This window comes from Burkholderia sp. THE68 (genome assembly GCF_009938265.1).
In the GTDB taxonomy this organism is placed as follows: Bacteria; Pseudomonadota; Gammaproteobacteria; order Burkholderiales; family Burkholderiaceae; genus Caballeronia.
Window position 1 is genome coordinate 1,532,642 of the sequence record NZ_AP022315.1, and the last position, 16,472, is coordinate 1,549,113.

The 16,472-nt window shown below is 64.0% G+C and carries 18 protein-coding genes; 3 read left to right on the forward strand and 15 right to left on the reverse strand.

Annotated features, from left to right (window positions below):
* Window positions 1-127: 127 nt before the first annotated feature.
* Window positions 128-553, reverse strand: a complete 426-nt coding sequence (gene ndk / locus BTHE68_RS07260) for a nucleoside-diphosphate kinase (RefSeq protein ID WP_162065765.1) — start codon at window positions 551-553, stop codon at window positions 128-130.
* Window positions 554-886: 333 nt separating this feature from the next.
* Here ndk and BTHE68_RS07265 point away from each other — a divergent pair, with 333 nt between their 5' ends.
* Window positions 887-1,585, forward strand: coding sequence for a Bax inhibitor-1/YccA family protein (locus BTHE68_RS07265; protein WP_061178613.1), 699 nt, complete (start codon window positions 887-889; stop codon window positions 1,583-1,585).
* A gap of 82 nt (window positions 1,586-1,667) precedes the next feature.
* On the opposite strand, the gene rlmD is transcribed toward BTHE68_RS07265, so the two are convergent.
* From rlmD to surE, 6 genes are all read right to left on the reverse strand, one after another.
* The gene (gene rlmD, locus BTHE68_RS07270) at window positions 1,668-2,993 is read right to left on the reverse strand and encodes a 23S rRNA (uracil(1939)-C(5))-methyltransferase RlmD (protein WP_286202785.1); all 1,326 of its coding nucleotides are present in this window, start codon (window positions 2,991-2,993) and stop codon (window positions 1,668-1,670) included.
* A gap of 148 nt (window positions 2,994-3,141) precedes the next feature.
* Window positions 3,142-3,918 carry a 3'-5' exonuclease gene (locus BTHE68_RS07275; RefSeq protein WP_162065767.1) on the reverse strand — a complete coding sequence of 259 codons (777 nt, stop codon included), beginning with the start codon at window positions 3,916-3,918 and terminating at the stop codon, window positions 3,142-3,144.
* 48 nt (window positions 3,919-3,966) lie between these two features.
* Window positions 3,967-5,064, reverse strand: a complete 1,098-nt coding sequence (gene rpoS, locus BTHE68_RS07280) for an RNA polymerase sigma factor RpoS (protein ID WP_162065768.1) — start codon at window positions 5,062-5,064, stop codon at window positions 3,967-3,969.
* A 12-nt stretch (window positions 5,065-5,076) separates the two neighbouring features.
* Window positions 5,077-6,030 (reverse strand): peptidoglycan DD-metalloendopeptidase family protein, encoded by a 954-nt coding sequence (locus BTHE68_RS07285; protein ID WP_162065769.1) that lies wholly within the window; start codon window positions 6,028-6,030, stop codon window positions 5,077-5,079.
* A 4-nt stretch (window positions 6,031-6,034) separates the two neighbouring features.
* A complete protein-coding gene (locus BTHE68_RS07290; protein WP_162065770.1) occupies window positions 6,035-7,126 on the reverse strand; it encodes a protein-L-isoaspartate(D-aspartate) O-methyltransferase in 1,092 nt (363 codons plus the stop codon).
* On the reverse strand, window positions 7,096-7,854 hold the full coding sequence (surE, locus tag BTHE68_RS07295) for a 5'/3'-nucleotidase SurE (RefSeq protein WP_061178667.1): 759 nt from the start codon (window positions 7,852-7,854) through the stop codon (window positions 7,096-7,098). Before surE ends, BTHE68_RS07290 begins: the two co-directional genes overlap by 31 nt.
* A gap of 103 nt (window positions 7,855-7,957) precedes the next feature.
* On the opposite strand from surE, the gene BTHE68_RS07300 reads away from it, so the two are divergent.
* Both BTHE68_RS07300 and BTHE68_RS07305 read left to right on the forward strand, forming a co-directional pair.
* Window positions 7,958-8,932 (forward strand): NADPH:quinone oxidoreductase family protein, encoded by a 975-nt coding sequence (locus BTHE68_RS07300; RefSeq protein ID WP_162065771.1) that lies wholly within the window; start codon window positions 7,958-7,960, stop codon window positions 8,930-8,932.
* Window positions 8,933-8,980: 48 nt separating this feature from the next.
* Complete coding sequence (locus BTHE68_RS07305; RefSeq protein ID WP_162065772.1) at window positions 8,981-9,967, forward strand: glycosyltransferase; 987 nt, start codon at window positions 8,981-8,983, stop codon at window positions 9,965-9,967.
* 9 nt (window positions 9,968-9,976) lie between these two features.
* Here the strand turns inward: BTHE68_RS07305 and BTHE68_RS07310 are convergent, their stop codons facing one another.
* The 8 genes from BTHE68_RS07310 to BTHE68_RS07345 form a co-directional block, all read right to left on the reverse strand.
* The gene (locus BTHE68_RS07310) at window positions 9,977-10,951 is read right to left on the reverse strand and encodes a glycosyltransferase family 9 protein (RefSeq protein ID WP_162065773.1); all 975 of its coding nucleotides are present in this window, start codon (window positions 10,949-10,951) and stop codon (window positions 9,977-9,979) included.
* A gap of 274 nt (window positions 10,952-11,225) precedes the next feature.
* A complete protein-coding gene (locus tag BTHE68_RS07315; protein ID WP_162065774.1) occupies window positions 11,226-12,050 on the reverse strand; it encodes an ABC transporter permease in 825 nt (274 codons plus the stop codon).
* Window positions 12,051-12,063: 13 nt separating this feature from the next.
* Entirely contained in the window at window positions 12,064-12,891 is an 828-nt protein-coding gene (locus BTHE68_RS07320; RefSeq protein WP_162065775.1) for an ABC transporter ATP-binding protein, read from the reverse strand.
* Window positions 12,892-12,894: 3 nt separating this feature from the next.
* Window positions 12,895-13,932 carry an ABC transporter substrate-binding protein gene (locus BTHE68_RS07325; RefSeq protein ID WP_162065776.1) on the reverse strand — a complete coding sequence of 346 codons (1,038 nt, stop codon included), beginning with the start codon at window positions 13,930-13,932 and terminating at the stop codon, window positions 12,895-12,897.
* Window positions 13,933-13,982: 50 nt separating this feature from the next.
* Entirely contained in the window at window positions 13,983-15,188 is a 1,206-nt protein-coding gene (locus BTHE68_RS07330; protein ID WP_162065777.1) for a CaiB/BaiF CoA transferase family protein, read from the reverse strand.
* 30 nt (window positions 15,189-15,218) lie between these two features.
* On the reverse strand, window positions 15,219-15,443 hold the full coding sequence (locus BTHE68_RS07335) for a DUF1653 domain-containing protein (protein WP_061178626.1): 225 nt from the start codon (window positions 15,441-15,443) through the stop codon (window positions 15,219-15,221).
* Window positions 15,444-15,456: 13 nt separating this feature from the next.
* Complete coding sequence (gene recR / locus BTHE68_RS07340) at window positions 15,457-16,053, reverse strand: recombination mediator RecR (protein WP_162065778.1); 597 nt, start codon at window positions 16,051-16,053, stop codon at window positions 15,457-15,459.
* A 40-nt stretch (window positions 16,054-16,093) separates the two neighbouring features.
* Window positions 16,094-16,420, reverse strand: a complete 327-nt coding sequence (locus BTHE68_RS07345; RefSeq protein ID WP_061178628.1) for a YbaB/EbfC family nucleoid-associated protein — start codon at window positions 16,418-16,420, stop codon at window positions 16,094-16,096.
* Between the last annotated feature and the right edge of the window lie 52 nt (window positions 16,421-16,472).

Here is a 16,472-nt window from a genome sequence, read left to right on the forward strand (position 1 = left end):
GAAGCCCGGAAGATGCCTTCCGGGACCGTTCGCGCCATTTCCTGCTTCTGTTCGTACCGCTTTTTCTTGCGTCGAGGCGCGATGCGCGCGACGGTCATGCGGACCGCCGCGCCGTACAACGCGGAAATTAACGCGAGTAGACGTTGACTTCCGGGAAGAAGAAAGCAACTTCCTGCTTTGCGGTTTCCGGAGCGTCCGAGCCGTGCACGGCGTTGGCGTCGATGCTGTCGGCGAAGTCGGCGCGGATCGTGCCCTTGTCCGCCTTCTTCGGATCGGTCGCGCCCATCAGGTCGCGGTGCTTGGCGATCGCGTTTTCACCTTCCAGCACCTGAATCACGACCGGGCCGGAAATCATGAATTCCACGAGATCCTTGAAGAACGGGCGTGCAGCGTGCACCGCGTAGAACTTTTCTGCGTCGCCGCGCGACAGATGAACCATGCGCGACGCGATGATCTTGAGACCTGCGTTCTCGAAACGGCTGTAGATCTGGCCGATAACGTTCTTTGCCACTGCGTCCGGCTTGATAATCGACAGGGTGCGCTCGATCGCCATGAAAAACTCCAAATAATGAACGGTTTACGGATTAAAACGAATCGACAATTGTAGCACGAAGCAAGGTATCATTGCGATTGAAACCTTACGGTACCGTAAGGATCAAACACAGCGAAGACTACGCGCCGGAACGCCGAATCAACCTTTCGAACTATTGAATTCGGCGCGCGCCGGGGTCATATTGGAGCCGTACGCTGCGTTGCAACCTGGCGCACCATGCCGCGGATGCACCAAAACGGTCCTAATACTGGTTTAAGTCCGGCACCTTATCATTCGCGTGTGACGGGCGTAGCGGGAAGACCAAACCACAGACAATTGGAGCAAGGAGAAACCATGAACGAATCACCCTACGGCTTTGGCCGGAATGGCAGCGTCACCTCGGTCGAGGTGCGCAACCGCGTGCTGCGCAACACCTACTGGCTGCTCGCGCTCTCGATGGTGCCGACGGTGCTCGGCGCGTGGGTCGGCGTCGCGACGGGCTTCTCGCTGTTCGCCGCCACCAGCCCGGCGATGAGCTTCATCGCGTTTCTCGCCATCGCGTTCGGCTTCATGTTCGCGATCGAGAAGACCAAGGACAGCGGCATGGGCGTCGTGGTCCTGCTCGGCTTCACGTTCTTCATGGGCCTGATGCTGTCGCGCCTGCTGAGCTTCATCCTCGGCTTCTCGAACGGTCCGCAGCTCATCATGATGGCTTTCGGCGGCACGGGCGTGATCTTCGCCGCGATGGCGACCATCGCCACGGTCAGCAAGCGCGATTTTTCGGGACTCGGCAAGTTCCTGTTCATGGGCGTGATCGTGATTCTGCTCGCCGCGTTCGCGAACATCTTCCTGCAGTTGCCGGCCCTGATGATGACGATCTCCGTGCTCGCCATCGTGATCTTCTCGGCGTACATGTTGTTCGACGTGCAGCGCGTGGTGAACGGCGGTGAAACGAACTACATCAGCGCGACGCTCGCGATCTACCTCGATCTGTACAACGTGTTCACGAACCTGCTGGCGCTGCTGGGCATTTTCGGCGGCAACCGCAACTGATCGGAGGATCGTTTCCCGAAACGAAAAACCGGCCTTCGGGCCGGTTTTTTTGTGCCTGCGGTCTTCTTACTAAGCGCGTCGATCAGTCCCGCTCGAACAGCGCGATCGACTCGACGTGCGACGTGTGCGGAAACATGTTCACCACCCCCGCGCCCTTCATCCGATAACCGGCTTCGTGCACCAGCAGGCCCGCGTCGCGCGCAAGCGTCGCCGGGTTGCACGACACGTAGACGATGCGCTTCGGCAACGGACCGTCGCCGCTCTGCGCGATGTCCGCGAGCGCCTTCGCTACCGCAAGCGCGCCTTCACGCGGCGGATCGACCAGAAACTTGTCGAACGCGCCGAGCGCGCGAAGGTCGTCGGCGGTGACTTCGAACAGGTTGCGGCATGCGAACGACGTATGCCCGTCGACGCCATTGGCCTTCGCGTTCTCCAGCGCACGCGCGGTCAGCGCCTCGCTGCCCTCGATGCCCACCACTTCGCGCGACACCCGCGCGAGCGGCAGCGTGAAATTGCCGATGCCGCAGAACAGATCGAGCACGCGGTCGGACTTTTCCGGCGCGAGCAGGCTGAGCGCCCGGCTCACCAGCACGCGATTGATCTGGTGATTCACCTGCGTGAAATCGGTCGGCTTGAACGGCATGCGGATATCGAATTCCGGCAGCGTGTAAGCCAGTTCCTGATCGAGCGGATAGAACGGATAGACCGTATCCGGGCCCTTCGGCTGCAGCCAGAACTGCACGCCGTGTTCGTCGGCAAAGGTGCGGATCAACGCTTCGTCCGCTTCGGTCAGCGGCTCCAGAATGCGCAGCACGAGCGCGGTGACGTCGGTACCGAGCGCGAGTTCGATCTGCGGCATGCGATCGCGGATCGAGAGCCCAGCCACCAGATGGCGCAGCGGCACGAGCATCGCGGAAACGTGCGGCGGCAGCACTTCGCAGCTCGTCATGTCGGCGACATAGCTGCTCTTGCGCTCATGAAAGCCCACCAGCACGCCGCCCTTCTTTTCGACATACCTCACAGTGAGGCGCGCGCGATAGCGATATCCCCACGACGGACCGTGAATCGGCCGGAACATGGTTTCCGCGCGCAGCTTCGACAGATGCTGCAGGTTGTCCTCGAGCACGCGCTGCTTCACCGCGATCTGCGCGCGCACATCGAGATGCTGCATCGAGCAGCCGCCGCAGGTGCCGAAAAACCGGCACTTCGGCCTGGTCCGCAACACGCTCTCGCGCAGCACGTTCACCACTTGCGCCTGCTCGAAACTCGGCTTCTTGCGAAAACTCGAATAGCTGACGCGTTCGCCCGGCAGCGCGCCTTCGACGAAGATGACCTTGCCCGGCTCGCCGTCCTCGTTGACCAGACGGCCGACGCCGCGCGCTTCCATATCGAGCGACTCGATTTCGATTTCCGGGGCGACGAAGTTCGGATCGGGCGTGACGGACTTCGCCGGCGCGGCGCGGCGGCGATGGGGAGTTTTTCGGGCGGCTTCAGACACCTGCGTACTTCCTGGCTAACGAATGGCAAAGGCGAGATTGTAGACGAACGTCACCGCATCAACGTCCGAACGCGGCCAGATACTCGGCCCAGTGCGGCGACGATTCCTGCGCGAGCGCGTTCTTCACGACATTGATTTCATCGGCGTATTCGTCGGGCGTGAAGCCGCCGCGCATCATCTGAAACCGGCAGTACATGAGGTACGTATTCACGACATCGGTTTCGCAATAATTGCGAATGTCGTCGATCTGGCCGTCGCAATAAGCTTCCCACACCTTACTGCCGTCCATGCCGAGCTTGCCGGGAAAGCCGCACAGCTTCGCGAGCGCATCGAGCGGCGCGCTGGCGCGCGCCTGATACATCGCGAGCACGTCCATCAGGTCGATGTGACGCATGTGATAGCGGCTGATGTAGTTGTTGAACTTGAATTCGCGGTCGTCCTGGCCGAGGTCCCAGTAGCGCGGCGCGGCGATGCCGTGCACCAGCGCGCGGTAATGCAGCACGGGCAGATCGAAGCCGCCGCCGTTCCACGAGACGAGTTGCGGCGTGTACTTCTCGATCACGCGATAGAACGACTGGATGAGCGCCGCTTCGCCGTCGGTGGTGGTGCCGAGCGAGCGCACGCGAAAACCGCTGTTGTCGCGAAATACGCAGGAAATCGCCGCGACGCGTTGCAGATGAAGCGGCAGAAAGTCATTACCGACGCGCTCGCGGCGTGCTTCGAACGCATGTTCGGCCACCTCGCGATCGGAGAGATCGTCGGGCAAATCTTCGAGACGGCGAATGCCGTCGACATCGGGGATGGTCTCGATGTCGAAAACGAGAATCGGTGTCATTGAATCCTGAAACGCGACGCCCCGTTTTTGAAGGGCGTCGCCAAAGCGTTAGAGCACGGCGTCCTTGCGAACGCCGTTGGAGGCGAAAAAGCGCTTGAGCCGCACGAGCGCCTCTTGCTGGATCTGGCGCACGCGTTCGCGCGTGAGGCCCATTTCATCGGCGAGTTCTTCGAGCGTGGCGGGCTCGATATGGTTCAGCCCGAAGCGCCGTTCGATCACGTGCCGGTGTTTATCGGACAGGCGCGACAGCCACAGACGCGTGAGCGATTCCAGTTCGCGATGCTGCACTTCCGCGTCCGGCGACTGGCTCTGATCGTCCGAAAGCAGATCGAGCAGGCTGCTGCCCGGATCGAGATCGAGCGGCGCGTCGAGCGAAGCCGTGTGCTCGTTGAGCGCGAGGATATCGGTGACTTCCTCGGGCGTCTTGCCGGTGAGATACGCGATGTCGTCGATGCTCGCGTCGCGGCGCTCGGGCGCGACGCTGTCGGCCGAATTGGCGGAATTTTTTTCCAGATGGCGCTTCGCGCGCAACACCTGATTAAGCTCGCGAATCACATGCACCGGCAGGCGCACGGTGCGCGCCTGATTCATGATCGCGCGCTCGATGCTCTGGCGGATCCACCAGGTGGCATACGTCGAAAAACGAAAGCCGCGCGTCGGGTCGAATTTCTCGATGGCGTGCATGAGGCCGAGGTTGCCTTCCTCGATCAGATCGAGCAAAGGCACGCCGCGATTGAGATACCCCTTCGCGATACTGACGACGAGCCGCAGATTGCGCTCGATCATCACCTGCCGCGCCTCGAATTCGCCCGCCTTCGCGAGCCGCGAATAGCGCTGCTCTTCCTCGACCGTCAACAGCGGCTTCACGCTGATGCGGTTCAGGTAGTGCTGAATGGTGTCGGCCGTGAGTTCGGCCTGCAGGAGCGAACGGAAATCGTCGGCGTCCGGCTGGGGCTCGTTCGCGTTTTCACTCGCGTCGTCGCTGCCCTTGCCGCGGCTTCCGCCCTCTTCCTCGGAGTCGACATCGACATCGACGTTATCGATGTCGTCGTCATGAGTCGAAGCACCGTCTTCCACCGACACTTGCAAAGGTCGGCTGATCGTCTCAGTCTCGGCTTGCGGCAGGCGGCGCTTCGTTTTTGGCATGATGGTTTCGCTTTATTGCGGCGGCAAATACTTAAGTGGGTCAACAGGTTTTCCCTGCCGGCGAACTTCGAAATGCAACATCACGCGGTCCGAATCGCTGTTCCCCATCTCAGCGATCTTCTGCCCTTTTGTCACCGCGTCTCCCTCTTTTACCATCAAAGCGCGGTTATGTGCGTACGCGGTGAGAAAAGTCGCATCATGTTTGATAATAATGAGATTGCCGTAGCCGCGCAGCCCATTTCCGGAATAAACCACCCGGCCATCCGCCGACGCGTTGACCGCGTCTCCCGCCGCACCGCCAATATTCAAACCCTTGTTCTTCGCGTCGTCGAACGTGCCGAGAATCGGCCCGCGCGCCGGCCAGATGAACGCCGGCTGGCCCGTGGGCGCCGCCGCGTTCGCGTCCGCGCCAGGCGCACCCGGTACGCCCGGCGTCGATGCCGCGCCCGGAGTTCCGGGCGCCGCGCCCATGCCCGAATTCGGACCGTAGTACGGCGGCTGCGCGGCCGTGCCCGCTGGCGGCGTGGCGTATGCGTTCGCGCCGTTGAGCGGCTGCGTCTGCACGCCGCCGCCGACGATCGGCGCCGTCGCCACACCGGGCGTCGCCGCGGCGAGGTTCGCGCCCGGAGGCGCCACCCGCATCAACTGCCCGACTTCGATCTGGTTCGGGTTGGTCAGGTTGTTCCACGTTGCTATGTCGTGATAATTCTGACCGTTTTCCAGTGCGATCCGATATAGGGTATCGCCCGGTTTTACACGGTAATAGCCTGGCGGCGGCGGACCGTTGTCCGGCGTCTGGGCCGCAGTCGTGCCGATGGGCGCGCCCGTTCTGTCGACGACCGGCGCCATGTCCATGCGCGTCGAACACGCCGCCAGCGCGGACAACGCCAGCACGCACACGCCGCGCTGCGCCGCGCTCAGGCGTTGGTCCGCACTTCCTTCTCGCAAAGCACGCAGGATACTCATCGGGTCAAATCACTCCGGATTTTAAGGGTACAAAAAAGACGCGATCGAGCTGCTCTTCCCGCCACTGTGCCGCCGACACGCGCGTGACGAGCGTCAGCACCTGCGACTGCGCGGCTTGCGATCCGACCGGCGCGACGAGCTTGCCGCCCACCGCCAGTTGGTCGAGCAAGGCCTGCGGCACGTCGAGGCCCGCGCAGGCGATCACGATTGCGTCGAACGGCGCGGCCGCGGGCAAACCCAGGCGGCCATCGCCGTAATGCAGCCTGATGTTCGGCACGCGCAGCGGCCGAAGGTTGAGCTTGGCGCGCTCCGACAGCGGACGCACGCGCTCGATCGAATAAACCTCAGTGGCGACCTGAGACAGCACGGCTGCCTGATAGCCGCAGCCCGTGCCGATCTCCAGCACCTTGTTCAATGCGCGCCCCGTCGCGACGAGCTCGATCATGCGCGCGACGACGGACGGCTTCGAGATGGTCTGGTGATGACCGATCGGCAGCGCGGCGTCTTCATAAGCCTGCGCGGCGAGCCCCGGATCGACGAACATGTGGCGCGGCACGACCGACATCGCGTTCAGCACGCGCGGATCGGTGATGCCGTTCGAGCGCAGCCGTTCGACCATGCGCTCGCGCACCCGTTCCGAGGTGAGCGTCTGCGTGCTCGCGAGCGCGACGTTGGGCGCACCTTTTCGGGTCGCGGTCGTGGCGGCAGCCGGGTCGCGCTCGGCGGGCCGCGTCGTTGCGCGCAACGCGCTCGCGCGCGGCGCGTGAGACGCATGACTCTTGCTCGCGGACGAAAACGGTTTCGTCGCGCCAATTGCCGCCTTCGAATCGGCACGCGCTGGAAAAACAGAGGTGGCCGGCTTCGCGGACGCCGCCGCCGTGGCGGGATTCTTCATCGGCGCGCGCGTCGCAGACGCAGACGGCTTGGCCTGTTGCGTCGGCGCTGACTTGAGCGCTGAAACGGCAGCCGGTTTGCCGCGCGCGTCCTGTGCGCGCGTCGCGGGCTTGCGTGGCTCGCGAACCAGATCCGCGAGCGCCAGCGGAAAGCGCTTGGCGCGCTCCTCGCTCATGTGCGGCCGCTCCCGGCACGGGCCCATTCGCGCGTCTCGGCCATGAGCTTCGTATGCGTCAGGTCGAGTTGCAGCGGCGTGATCGAGACGAAACCGTTCGCGACCGCGTGGAAATCGGTGCCTTCGCTGGCATCGAGCGCGTCGCCGGACGGGCCGATCCAGTAGATCGGATTGCCGCGCGGATCGCTCTGGCGGATCACCGGCTGCGAAGGATGACGCTTGCCGAGGCGCGTCACTTTCCATTCGCGCAGTTGATCGTAAGGCAGGCTCGGGATATTCACGTTCAGCAACGGATGGCCCGGCATCGGATGTTCGAGGAAATGCGCGACGATCTCCGCGGCGACGCGCGCCGCGTCTTCGAGATGGAGCCAGTCGCGGCCGACGAGCGAGAACGCGATCGCCGGAATGCCGAACATGAAGCCTTCGGTGGCCGCCGCGACCGTGCCCGAGTACAGCGTGTCCTCGCCGACGTTCTGCCCGTTGTTGATGCCCGACACGACGAGATCCGGCTGCTGCTCGAGCATGCCGGTCAGTGCGATATGCACGGAATCGGTCGGCGTACCGTTCACGAAATTGAAACCGTTCGGCGCCTGATGCACGCTCAGGGGCCGCGACAGCGTGAGCGAGTTGGACGAGCCGCTGCAGTTCTGCTCCGGCGCCATCACGGTCACTTCGCCGAGCGGCTGCAGGACCTCGTGCAGCACATTGATGCCGCGCGCCAGATAACCGTCGTCGTTGCTGAGTAGGATTCGCATCCGATGATTGTAACCGAGGAACATGGCGCGACGACCACTCGCAGGCTCGCGCGCGACGTCGTCCCTGCCCTACACTGAGGCCACTTTTCCATGAGGAGACGCCATGCGCGCCGTACGCTGCAACGAACACGGATTGCCCGACACGCTTTGCATCGAAACCCTGCCCGACCTGCATCCGGAAGCAGGCGAAGTCGTCATCGACGTGAAAGCGGCGAGCGTCAATTTCCCCGACGTGCTGATCATCCAGAACAAGTACCAGTTCAAGCCGCCGCTGCCGTTCACGCCTGGCGCGGAGTTCGCTGGCATCGTGCGCGAAGTGGGCGCGGGCGTCACGCGCCTGTCGCCGGGCATGCGCGTGGCCGCCTACACCGCGCAGGGCGCGTTCGCCGAACAGGCGCGCGCGCGGGAAGCGGATTGCATCGTGTTGCCCGATGACGTCGATCTCGCCGACGCCGCCGCGTTCACCCTCGCATACGGCACGTCGTACCACGCGCTGGTCGATCGCGGTCAGCTCAAGGCCGGCGACACGCTGCTCGTGCTGGGCGCGGCGGGCGGCGTCGGCATCGCGGCGATCCAGATCGGCAAGATCGTCGGGGCGCGCGTGATCGCGGCGGCATCGAGCGCGGAGAAGCTCGCGTTCTGCCGCGAGCATGGCGCCGACGAGGTCATCGACTACGCCAGGGAAGATCTGCGCGAACGCATCAAGGCGCTGACCGGCGGCGACGGGCCGGATGTCATTTTCGATCCCGTGGGCGGCGCGTATGCGGAGCCCGCGTTTCGCAGCATCGGCTGGCGCGGGCGGTATCTGGTCGTCGGCTTCGCGAACGGCGAAATCCCGAAGCTGCCGCTCAACCTCGCGCTATTGAAAGGCGCGAGTATCGTCGGCGTGTTCTGGGGCGGTCACATGCAGCGCGAGCACGGACTCGCCGATCAGGAGTTCGCGACGATGGTCGACTGGATCAAGGCCGGCAAGCTGCGTCCGGTCGTCACGAAACGCTATTCGCTCGACCAGACACCGCAGGCCCTCGACGACATGATGCAGCGCCGCGTGACAGGCAAGATCGTGATCGAGCCGTGACATGCGGCCTGCTATCATCGCGCGCTTTCGAAAGCGTTCCATTGAAACATGACGAGCACCCGACCCGACGTCAGCGTCATCGTGCCGGTCTACAACTGCGCGGCGTGGCTCGAAGCCCAACTCTGCTCCGTGCTGGATCAGGAAGGCGTCGACCTCGAAGTCATCGCGATCTGTGACGGCGCGACAGACAACAGTCTCGCCGTGCTCGAATCGATGGCGGCGCGCGATGCGCGCATCCGCGTGGTCACGCAGGAAAATCGTGGTGTATCGGCGGCACGCAATGCCGGGCTCACGCTCGCGCGCGGCGAATGGATCGCGTTCGCCGATGGCGACGACTGGATGAAACCCGGCGCGTTGCGCAGCTGGATCGGCTACGGCCGCCAGCATGATCTCGACGTCGTCATTGGAAATGGCTTCAGCTTCGATGCGCTGCCGCCTCCCGCCGGCCCGCAGCCGATGTACGCACGCCAGCCGTGGGACGAAATCTGCAGCGGAACGTCGTGGCTCGAGCGAACCGTGCCGAGCGATGACTGGGTCGTCTGCGTATGGCTGCAGTGCGTGAGGCGCGATTTCGTCGAACAGCACGGCCTGCGTTTCGAACCAGGCGTCGTGCACGAGGACATCATCTGGTCGCTGCAACTGGCGCTGCGCGCACAGCGTGTCGGTTTCGTGCGCGAACCGTTCTACGGATATCGACGCAATCCGCTATCCATCACGAACTCGCCGTCGCAGGCCGCCGTTGCGCGCCGCGCCGCAGGTTATCTGCGCGTGATCGACGCGCTCGTGGCAGCCGCGCTCGATGTGCGGACCGATCGGCATCTGAGCCGCATCCTGTTGCGCCAGGCCAACCGCGAGGGCGGCCATCTTCTGCATGTGCTCAGAAAGCGCCTGCACGACGACGCGATGCGCAAGCCTGTCGCGCGTCAATTCCTGCAATCCGGCCATGTCCGCGCCATGTTGAAAGGCGCGACCAACGCGAGCGAACTGTGGCGTGCGCTTCGCTGCTGGCGCATCTACGCCCGCTTCGCAACGTAAGCGAGACGACTAGAAACGCCGCGATTGCGCGCCGGGCACCATGCCGACGCGCGTGGTCTGTGCTGCGTTCGCGTCGCCGAAACCAGCGGCCGCGTATCGATGGCCCGTGCGTGCATGCGTGCCACGCAGCGTCTGGAAGGCCGCCGTCACACGTCGCACCGACAGCAGGCGCTGCCACAGCCGCTCCTTGAGCCCACCGAAGGGCAACACGGAAGGCGGCAGCACGATCGCACCCGGACCCCAACCCGGACGCCAGGAGCGTGCGAGGCCCCGGCGCATGAAAAGCGAGAGCGTGGGCACGCCGATACACGACGCGAGATGCCCGAGCCCCGAATCGTTGCCGATGAACCAGGACGACTCGGCGATCCACGTCGCGACTTCGCCAAGACGCGGCAGCGCGTGGACTTCGCAGCCTTGCTCGGCGATATCGCCCCAGACGCCGAATTCGTCGGGCGCCACGAGAAAGCTCGGCTGCAACTGCCGACGCGTCAGCACGCGCGACAGCGCGAGAAATTTTTTGCGGCCCCACATCTTCTCGGGATGACTGCCGGTCGGATGAATGACGACCCGATCGACGAAGCGCCCTTGCATGACGCCCGCCGGCACGACGAGCCCGTTTGCGCGCGTCACGTCGCGCAGGCCCAGCACTTTCGTCGTGATCTCGACGATACGGTCCACCATGTGTTTCGAGCCGCCATATTCCGGCAGCTTCGCGAGGCAGAGCGTCGTGCCCGAGCGGCTCAGCGTGGACGCATAGTCGGTGGGCAGCAGTTCGATCACGGTGTCGAACGCGCCGCGCCATGCATCGGGTTGCCCGACGGCCATATGCGGAAACCAGTCGGCGAGTTGCTCCGCCACCCAGCCGAACACGACGGGCCTGTAACCGTTGCGGATGAGATTGTTGACGAGGACGAGCCCGATAAGGCTGTCACCGATCGGCGATGGCAACACCACCGCTATCGAAGTGTCAGTGCTCAGTTTCATTCTTGTTCTCGCGGGATCGCGCGGATGAACGCCGCGCCGATCCCGCGCATGGGCGCCCAAATACGGAGTGTGGCCTGGTATGCGTTACAGCTTTATGTGCGTGCGCCGTTGATTCACCCCAAAGCACGGGCGGGTCCGCCTCGACCCGATGTGCAGCGCACGGATACCGCAGCATGATAGCGATACCCGCCTCGTGTGACCATAACCGATCTGCCGGGACAGGTTTGGCATGTTTTGTCACGCACGCCTGGGTCCGAGAAGGCAACGCAGCCCGTCAGAGCTTCTCCGTTTCTCCGCTCTTCGGCTGCCACTTCATGAGCCGCCGCTCGACCAGCGCGACCAGCCCGTCGAGCACGAGCGCGAACGCCGTCAGCACGAGAATCCCGGCGAACACCGTGTTGATATCGAAGGTGCCTTCGGCTTGCAGGATCAGATAGCCGACGCCGCGCGCCGAGCCGAGATATTCACCGACCACCGAGCCCACGAACGCTAGCCCGACCGACGTATGCAGGCTGGAAAACACCCAGCTCGTCGCGCTCGGCAGATAGACGTGCCGCAACAGTTGCCGGCGATTCGCGCCGAGCATGCGCGCGTTGGCCAGCACGACCGGGCTCACTTCCTTCACGCCCTGATAGACGTTGAAGAACACGATGAAAAACACGAGCGTCACGCCGAGCGCGACCTTCGACCAGATGCCGAGTCCGAACCACACCGCGAAGATCGGCGCGAGGATCACGCGCGGCATCGAGTTGGCGGCCTTGATGTACGGATCGAGCAGCGCGCTCATCGTCGGCGCGAGGGCGAGCCAGAGACCGACCGCCAGTCCGAACACGGTGCCGATCACGAACGCCAGCACTGTTTCGATCAGCGTCACCCACAGATGGATATAGATCTCGCCGCTGGTGAACCACTCCCAGATTCGCACGAGCACCTTCTGCGGCTCGCCGAAGAAGAAGGCGGCCTTGTTGGCGTCGTCGAAATAGAAAGGCGGCAGGAGCGTCGGGCTCGTCAGCGCGTACCACAGCGCGAAACACACGAGCAGCAACAGCCATTGCCACACGATGAGATTCGCCCGATTCGGGCGCAGCTTGTTCCACATGGTCGGTCTTGTCTCAGTCGGCGGCGGGCTTCAGTTGCTGCTGATAGCCCTTCAATACTTCCTCGCGCAGCACGCCCCAGATCTGCGCGTGCAGTTCGACGAAGCGCGGATGCGAGCGGATTTCGGCGACATCGCGCGGGCGCGGCAGATCGATCACGAACTCGCCGATCGGATGCGTGCCCGGCCCCGCCGACAGCACGATCACGCGATCGGACATCGAGATCGCTTCGTCGAGGTCGTGCGTGATGAAGAGCACGGCCTTGCGCTTCGCCGCCCAGAGATCGAGCAGTTCGTTCTCCATCAGCTGACGTGTCTGGATGTCGAGCGCGGAGAACGGCTCGTCCATCAGGATGATGTCGGGATCGAGGATGAGCGTCTGCGCCATCGCGACGCGCTTTCGCATGCCGCCCGAAAGCTGATGCGGATAACGGTCGCCAAAGCCGCCGAGTCCCACGCGCTTGAGCCATTCCTCGCCGCGCGCGTCGGCTTCGGCCTTCGGCACGCCGCGAAACGCGAGGCCGGCGCTCACGTTGTCGAGCGCGGAGCGCCACGGCATCAGGCCATCGGCCTGGAACATGTAACCCGCGCGCCGGTTGATGCCAAGAAGCGGCTCGCCGAAGACGCTCACCGTGCCCGACGAAGGCTCGAGCAGCCCCGCCGAAACGTTGAGCAGCGTGGACTTGCCGCAGCCCGTCGGCCCGACCACGGAAACGAATTCGCCGGGCGCGATCGCGAGACTCGTATCGCGCACCGCGGTGTAGCGATCGCTGCGACGCTCACGCGAGGCGAACGTGCAGGTGACGTCTTCCAGCGCGAGCGCGGGTATCGAAGGCGCGCTCATCGGTCAGACCTTGACGGTGGCAAGCGCCTTCTTCACGAAGTCGTTGGTCCAGGTCTTCGACAGGTCGATCGGCTTGCCCTTCACGGTTTCGTCGAAGGCCTGCAAGGTCTTGAGCGAGGTCGTGGGACCATCGGCGGGCATCAGGCCGTCCGGCGACAGCGCTTCCTTCACGTGCTGCCACGAATCGAGATAGAGCGCGCGGTCGCCGAGCAGATAGCCTTCCGGCACCGTCGAAATCAAGTCCTTGCCCGATGCCGTTTGCAGCCACTTGAGCGCGCGCACCATCGCGTTGGTGAGCGCCTGCGTCGTGTTGGGATTCTTCGTGATGAAGCTTTGCGATGCATACAGGCAACCGGCCGGCATATTGCCGCCGAACACCTTGACGGTATCCGCGAGCGTGCGCGTGTCGGAGACGATACGGATATCGCCCGCGCGATCGAGCTTGGTCATCACCGGATCGAGATTGGCGATCGCGTCGATCTGGCCGGACTGCAGCGCGGCGATCGCGCCCGCACCCGCGCCCACGCCGATGAACGACACATCGCTTGCCTTAAGCCCCGCCTGCGCGAGCACGAAGCTCGCCATGATCGACGTCGACGAACCCGGCGCCGTCACGCCGATCTTCTTGCCCTTCAGGTCCGCGACCGACTTGTAGTTCGGCATGGCCTTCTTCGACACCGCGAGCACGATCTGCGGCGCGCGCCCCTGCAGCACGAACTCGCGGAAGTACTGGTTCTTCGCCTGCAGCAACAGCGTGTGCTCGAACGCGCCGGACACCACGTCCGCGCTGCCGCCGACCGCCGCCTGCAAGGCCTTCGCGCCGCCCGCGAAATCGGCGATCTCGATTTCGAGCCCTTCGTCCTTGAAATAACTGCGACGCTCCGCGATCGTGAGCGGCAGATAGTAGAAGAGATTCTTGCCGCCGACCGCGATCGATACCTTCGTCTGCTCGGGCTTGCCCTGCGCGAATGCGAGCGGCATCGCCGACCAGGCACTGCCCGCGAGCACGGCGCCGCTCGCGATGAACGTTCTGCGTTTCATCGTCTCTTGTCTCCTGTTTTCATCGTTATCAACGCTGTCCGGCCGAAGGTTCAGATCACCTTCGCCGCCCGCAGCCGCGCAATGTCGTCGGCATCATACCCGAGCGTTTGAAGTACTTCATCCGTGTGTTCACCGAGTTGCGGGCCGAGCCAGCGCGTTTCACCGGGCGTTTCGGACAGCTTCGGCGTGACGTTCGGCAGCGTGATTTCGCGGCCGTCCTGCCAGGGAAAGCGTTGCAGCATCTGGCGCGCGATGTATTGCGGATCGGTGAACATGTCCGCGACGCTGTAGATGCGCCCGGCCGGCACGTCGGCGGCATTGAGCACCGCGAGCGCTTCATCGATGCTGCGCGTCGCAAGCCACGCGGCGATGGCGTCGTCGATTTCCTGCGTGCGCGGCACGCGGCCGTCGTTCGACGCGAGCGCAGGATCGTCCGCGAGGTCCGCGCGGTCGATCGCGTTCATCAGGCGCCTGAAGATGGGATCGCTGTTGCCGCCGATCACGATGCTGCCGTCGCGGCACGGATACGTGTTCGACGGCACGATGCCCGGCAGCGACGCGCCGGTGCGTTCGCGCACCGTGCCGTACACGCCGTATTCCGGCACGACGCTCTCCATCATGTTGAAGACGGCTTCGTACAGCGCGACATCGACCACTTGTCCCTTGCCGCCGTTCACCTGCCGGTGATGCAGCGCCATCAGCGCGCCGATCACGCCGTGCAGCGCGGCGATCGAATCGCCGATCGAAATGCCGATGCGCGGCGGCGGCAGATCGGGATAGCCGGTGATATGCCGCAGCCCGCCCATCGACTCCGCGATCGCGCCGAAGCCGGGGCGATCGCGATAAGGACCGGTCTGTCCGTAGCCCGACAGACGCACCATCACGAGGCCGGGATTGTCGGCGGACAGCACTTCATAGCCGAGCCCGAGTTTTTCGAGCAGCCCGGGCCGGAAATTCTCGACGACGATATCGGCTTCCTTTGCGAGCCGCCGCACGATCTCCTTGCCCTCGTCGGCCTTGAGATTCACCGTCACCGATTTCTTGTTGCGCGCCTGCACTGCCCACCACAGCGACGTGCCGCCCACTTCGGGATACAGCTTGCGCCACTTGCGCAACGGGTCGCCGCCGTTGGGGTCTTCGATCTTGATGACGTCGGCGCCGAATTCGCCCATGAAGCGCGCGGCGAACGGCCCCGCGATGAGCGTGCCGAGCTCCAGCACTTTTACGCCGGCGAGCGGTCCAGTCGATGCGCTCATGATTTCGTCTCCCTTATTTTTGTATGGACTTCAAAGCGGGATGTCGAGCGGCCTGAAACGCGGCGTGCCGTCGGCGAGTGTCTCGTTGAACATCGCGGCCGGGCGAACCCACAAGCCGCGTTCGTGCGGCCACAGATGCTCGTAGACGATCATCGCTTCCTCGGTTTCCGAGTGACGCGCGACGCCGATCACGCGATACAGGCCACCCTTGTAATGACGATGCGTCGCGAGCGCGAGAGCTTCGGTTTCTGTCATCGATTCGATTCCTTCAGACGGAGCGGCGATCGAGCATGGCGCGCGCGATCGTGCCCGCATCGACATATTCCAGCTCGCCGCCGACAGGCACGCCGCGCGCGAGCCGCGTGACCTTCAGCCCTTTCGACTTGAGCGTCTGCGCGAGATAGTGCGCGGTCGCCTCGCCTTCGTTGGTGAAGTTGGTGGCGAGCACCACTTCCTGCACGATGCCGTCGAGCGCGCGGCCGATGAGCCGCTCGAAGTGGATTTCCTTCGGACCGATGCCGTCGAGCGGGCTGAGCCGCCCCATCAGCACGAAATAGAGCCCGCGATACGTGAGCGTCTGCTCGAGCATGATCTGATCAGCGGGCGTTTCGACGACGCACAGCAAGGCCGGATCGCGTTCCTCGTCGCTGCAGACTTCGCAGATGTCCGCTTCGGTGAAGGTGTTGCACTTCTGGCAGTGCTTCAGATGCTCGGTCGCGAACAGGAGCGTGGTCCCGAGTTTTTCGGCGCCCGCGCGATCGTGCTGCATCAGGTGATAGGCCATGCGCTGCGCCGACTTCGGTCCGACGCCGGGCAGCGCGCGCAGCGCCTCGACCAGCGCCGACAGGGCGGAAGGTTGTTTCATGTGTCCTCATGACGCGCCGAATTCGGTTCGGCGCGCGCGATTAGAACGGCAGCTTGAAACCCGGCGGCATCGGCATGCCGGCGGTCATGCCGCTCATTTTCTCTTGCGTGGTGGCCTCGGCCTTGCGCACGGCGTCGTTGAACGCGGCGGCGACGAGATCCTCCAGCATGTCCTTGTCGTCGGCGAGCAGGCTCGGGTCGATCTGCACGCGACGCACGTCGTTCTTGCAGGTCATCGTCACCTTCACGAGACCGGCGCCGGACTGGCCCTCGACCTCGATCTGCGCGAGTTGCTCCTGCGCCTTCTTCATGTTTTCCTGCATCTGCTGAGCCTGTTTCATCAGCCCGGCGAGTTGGTTCTTCATCATGGTTCGGCTCCTTGCTCGAAAACGTGTGGCCCAGGCGCGCGACGGGTGCGCG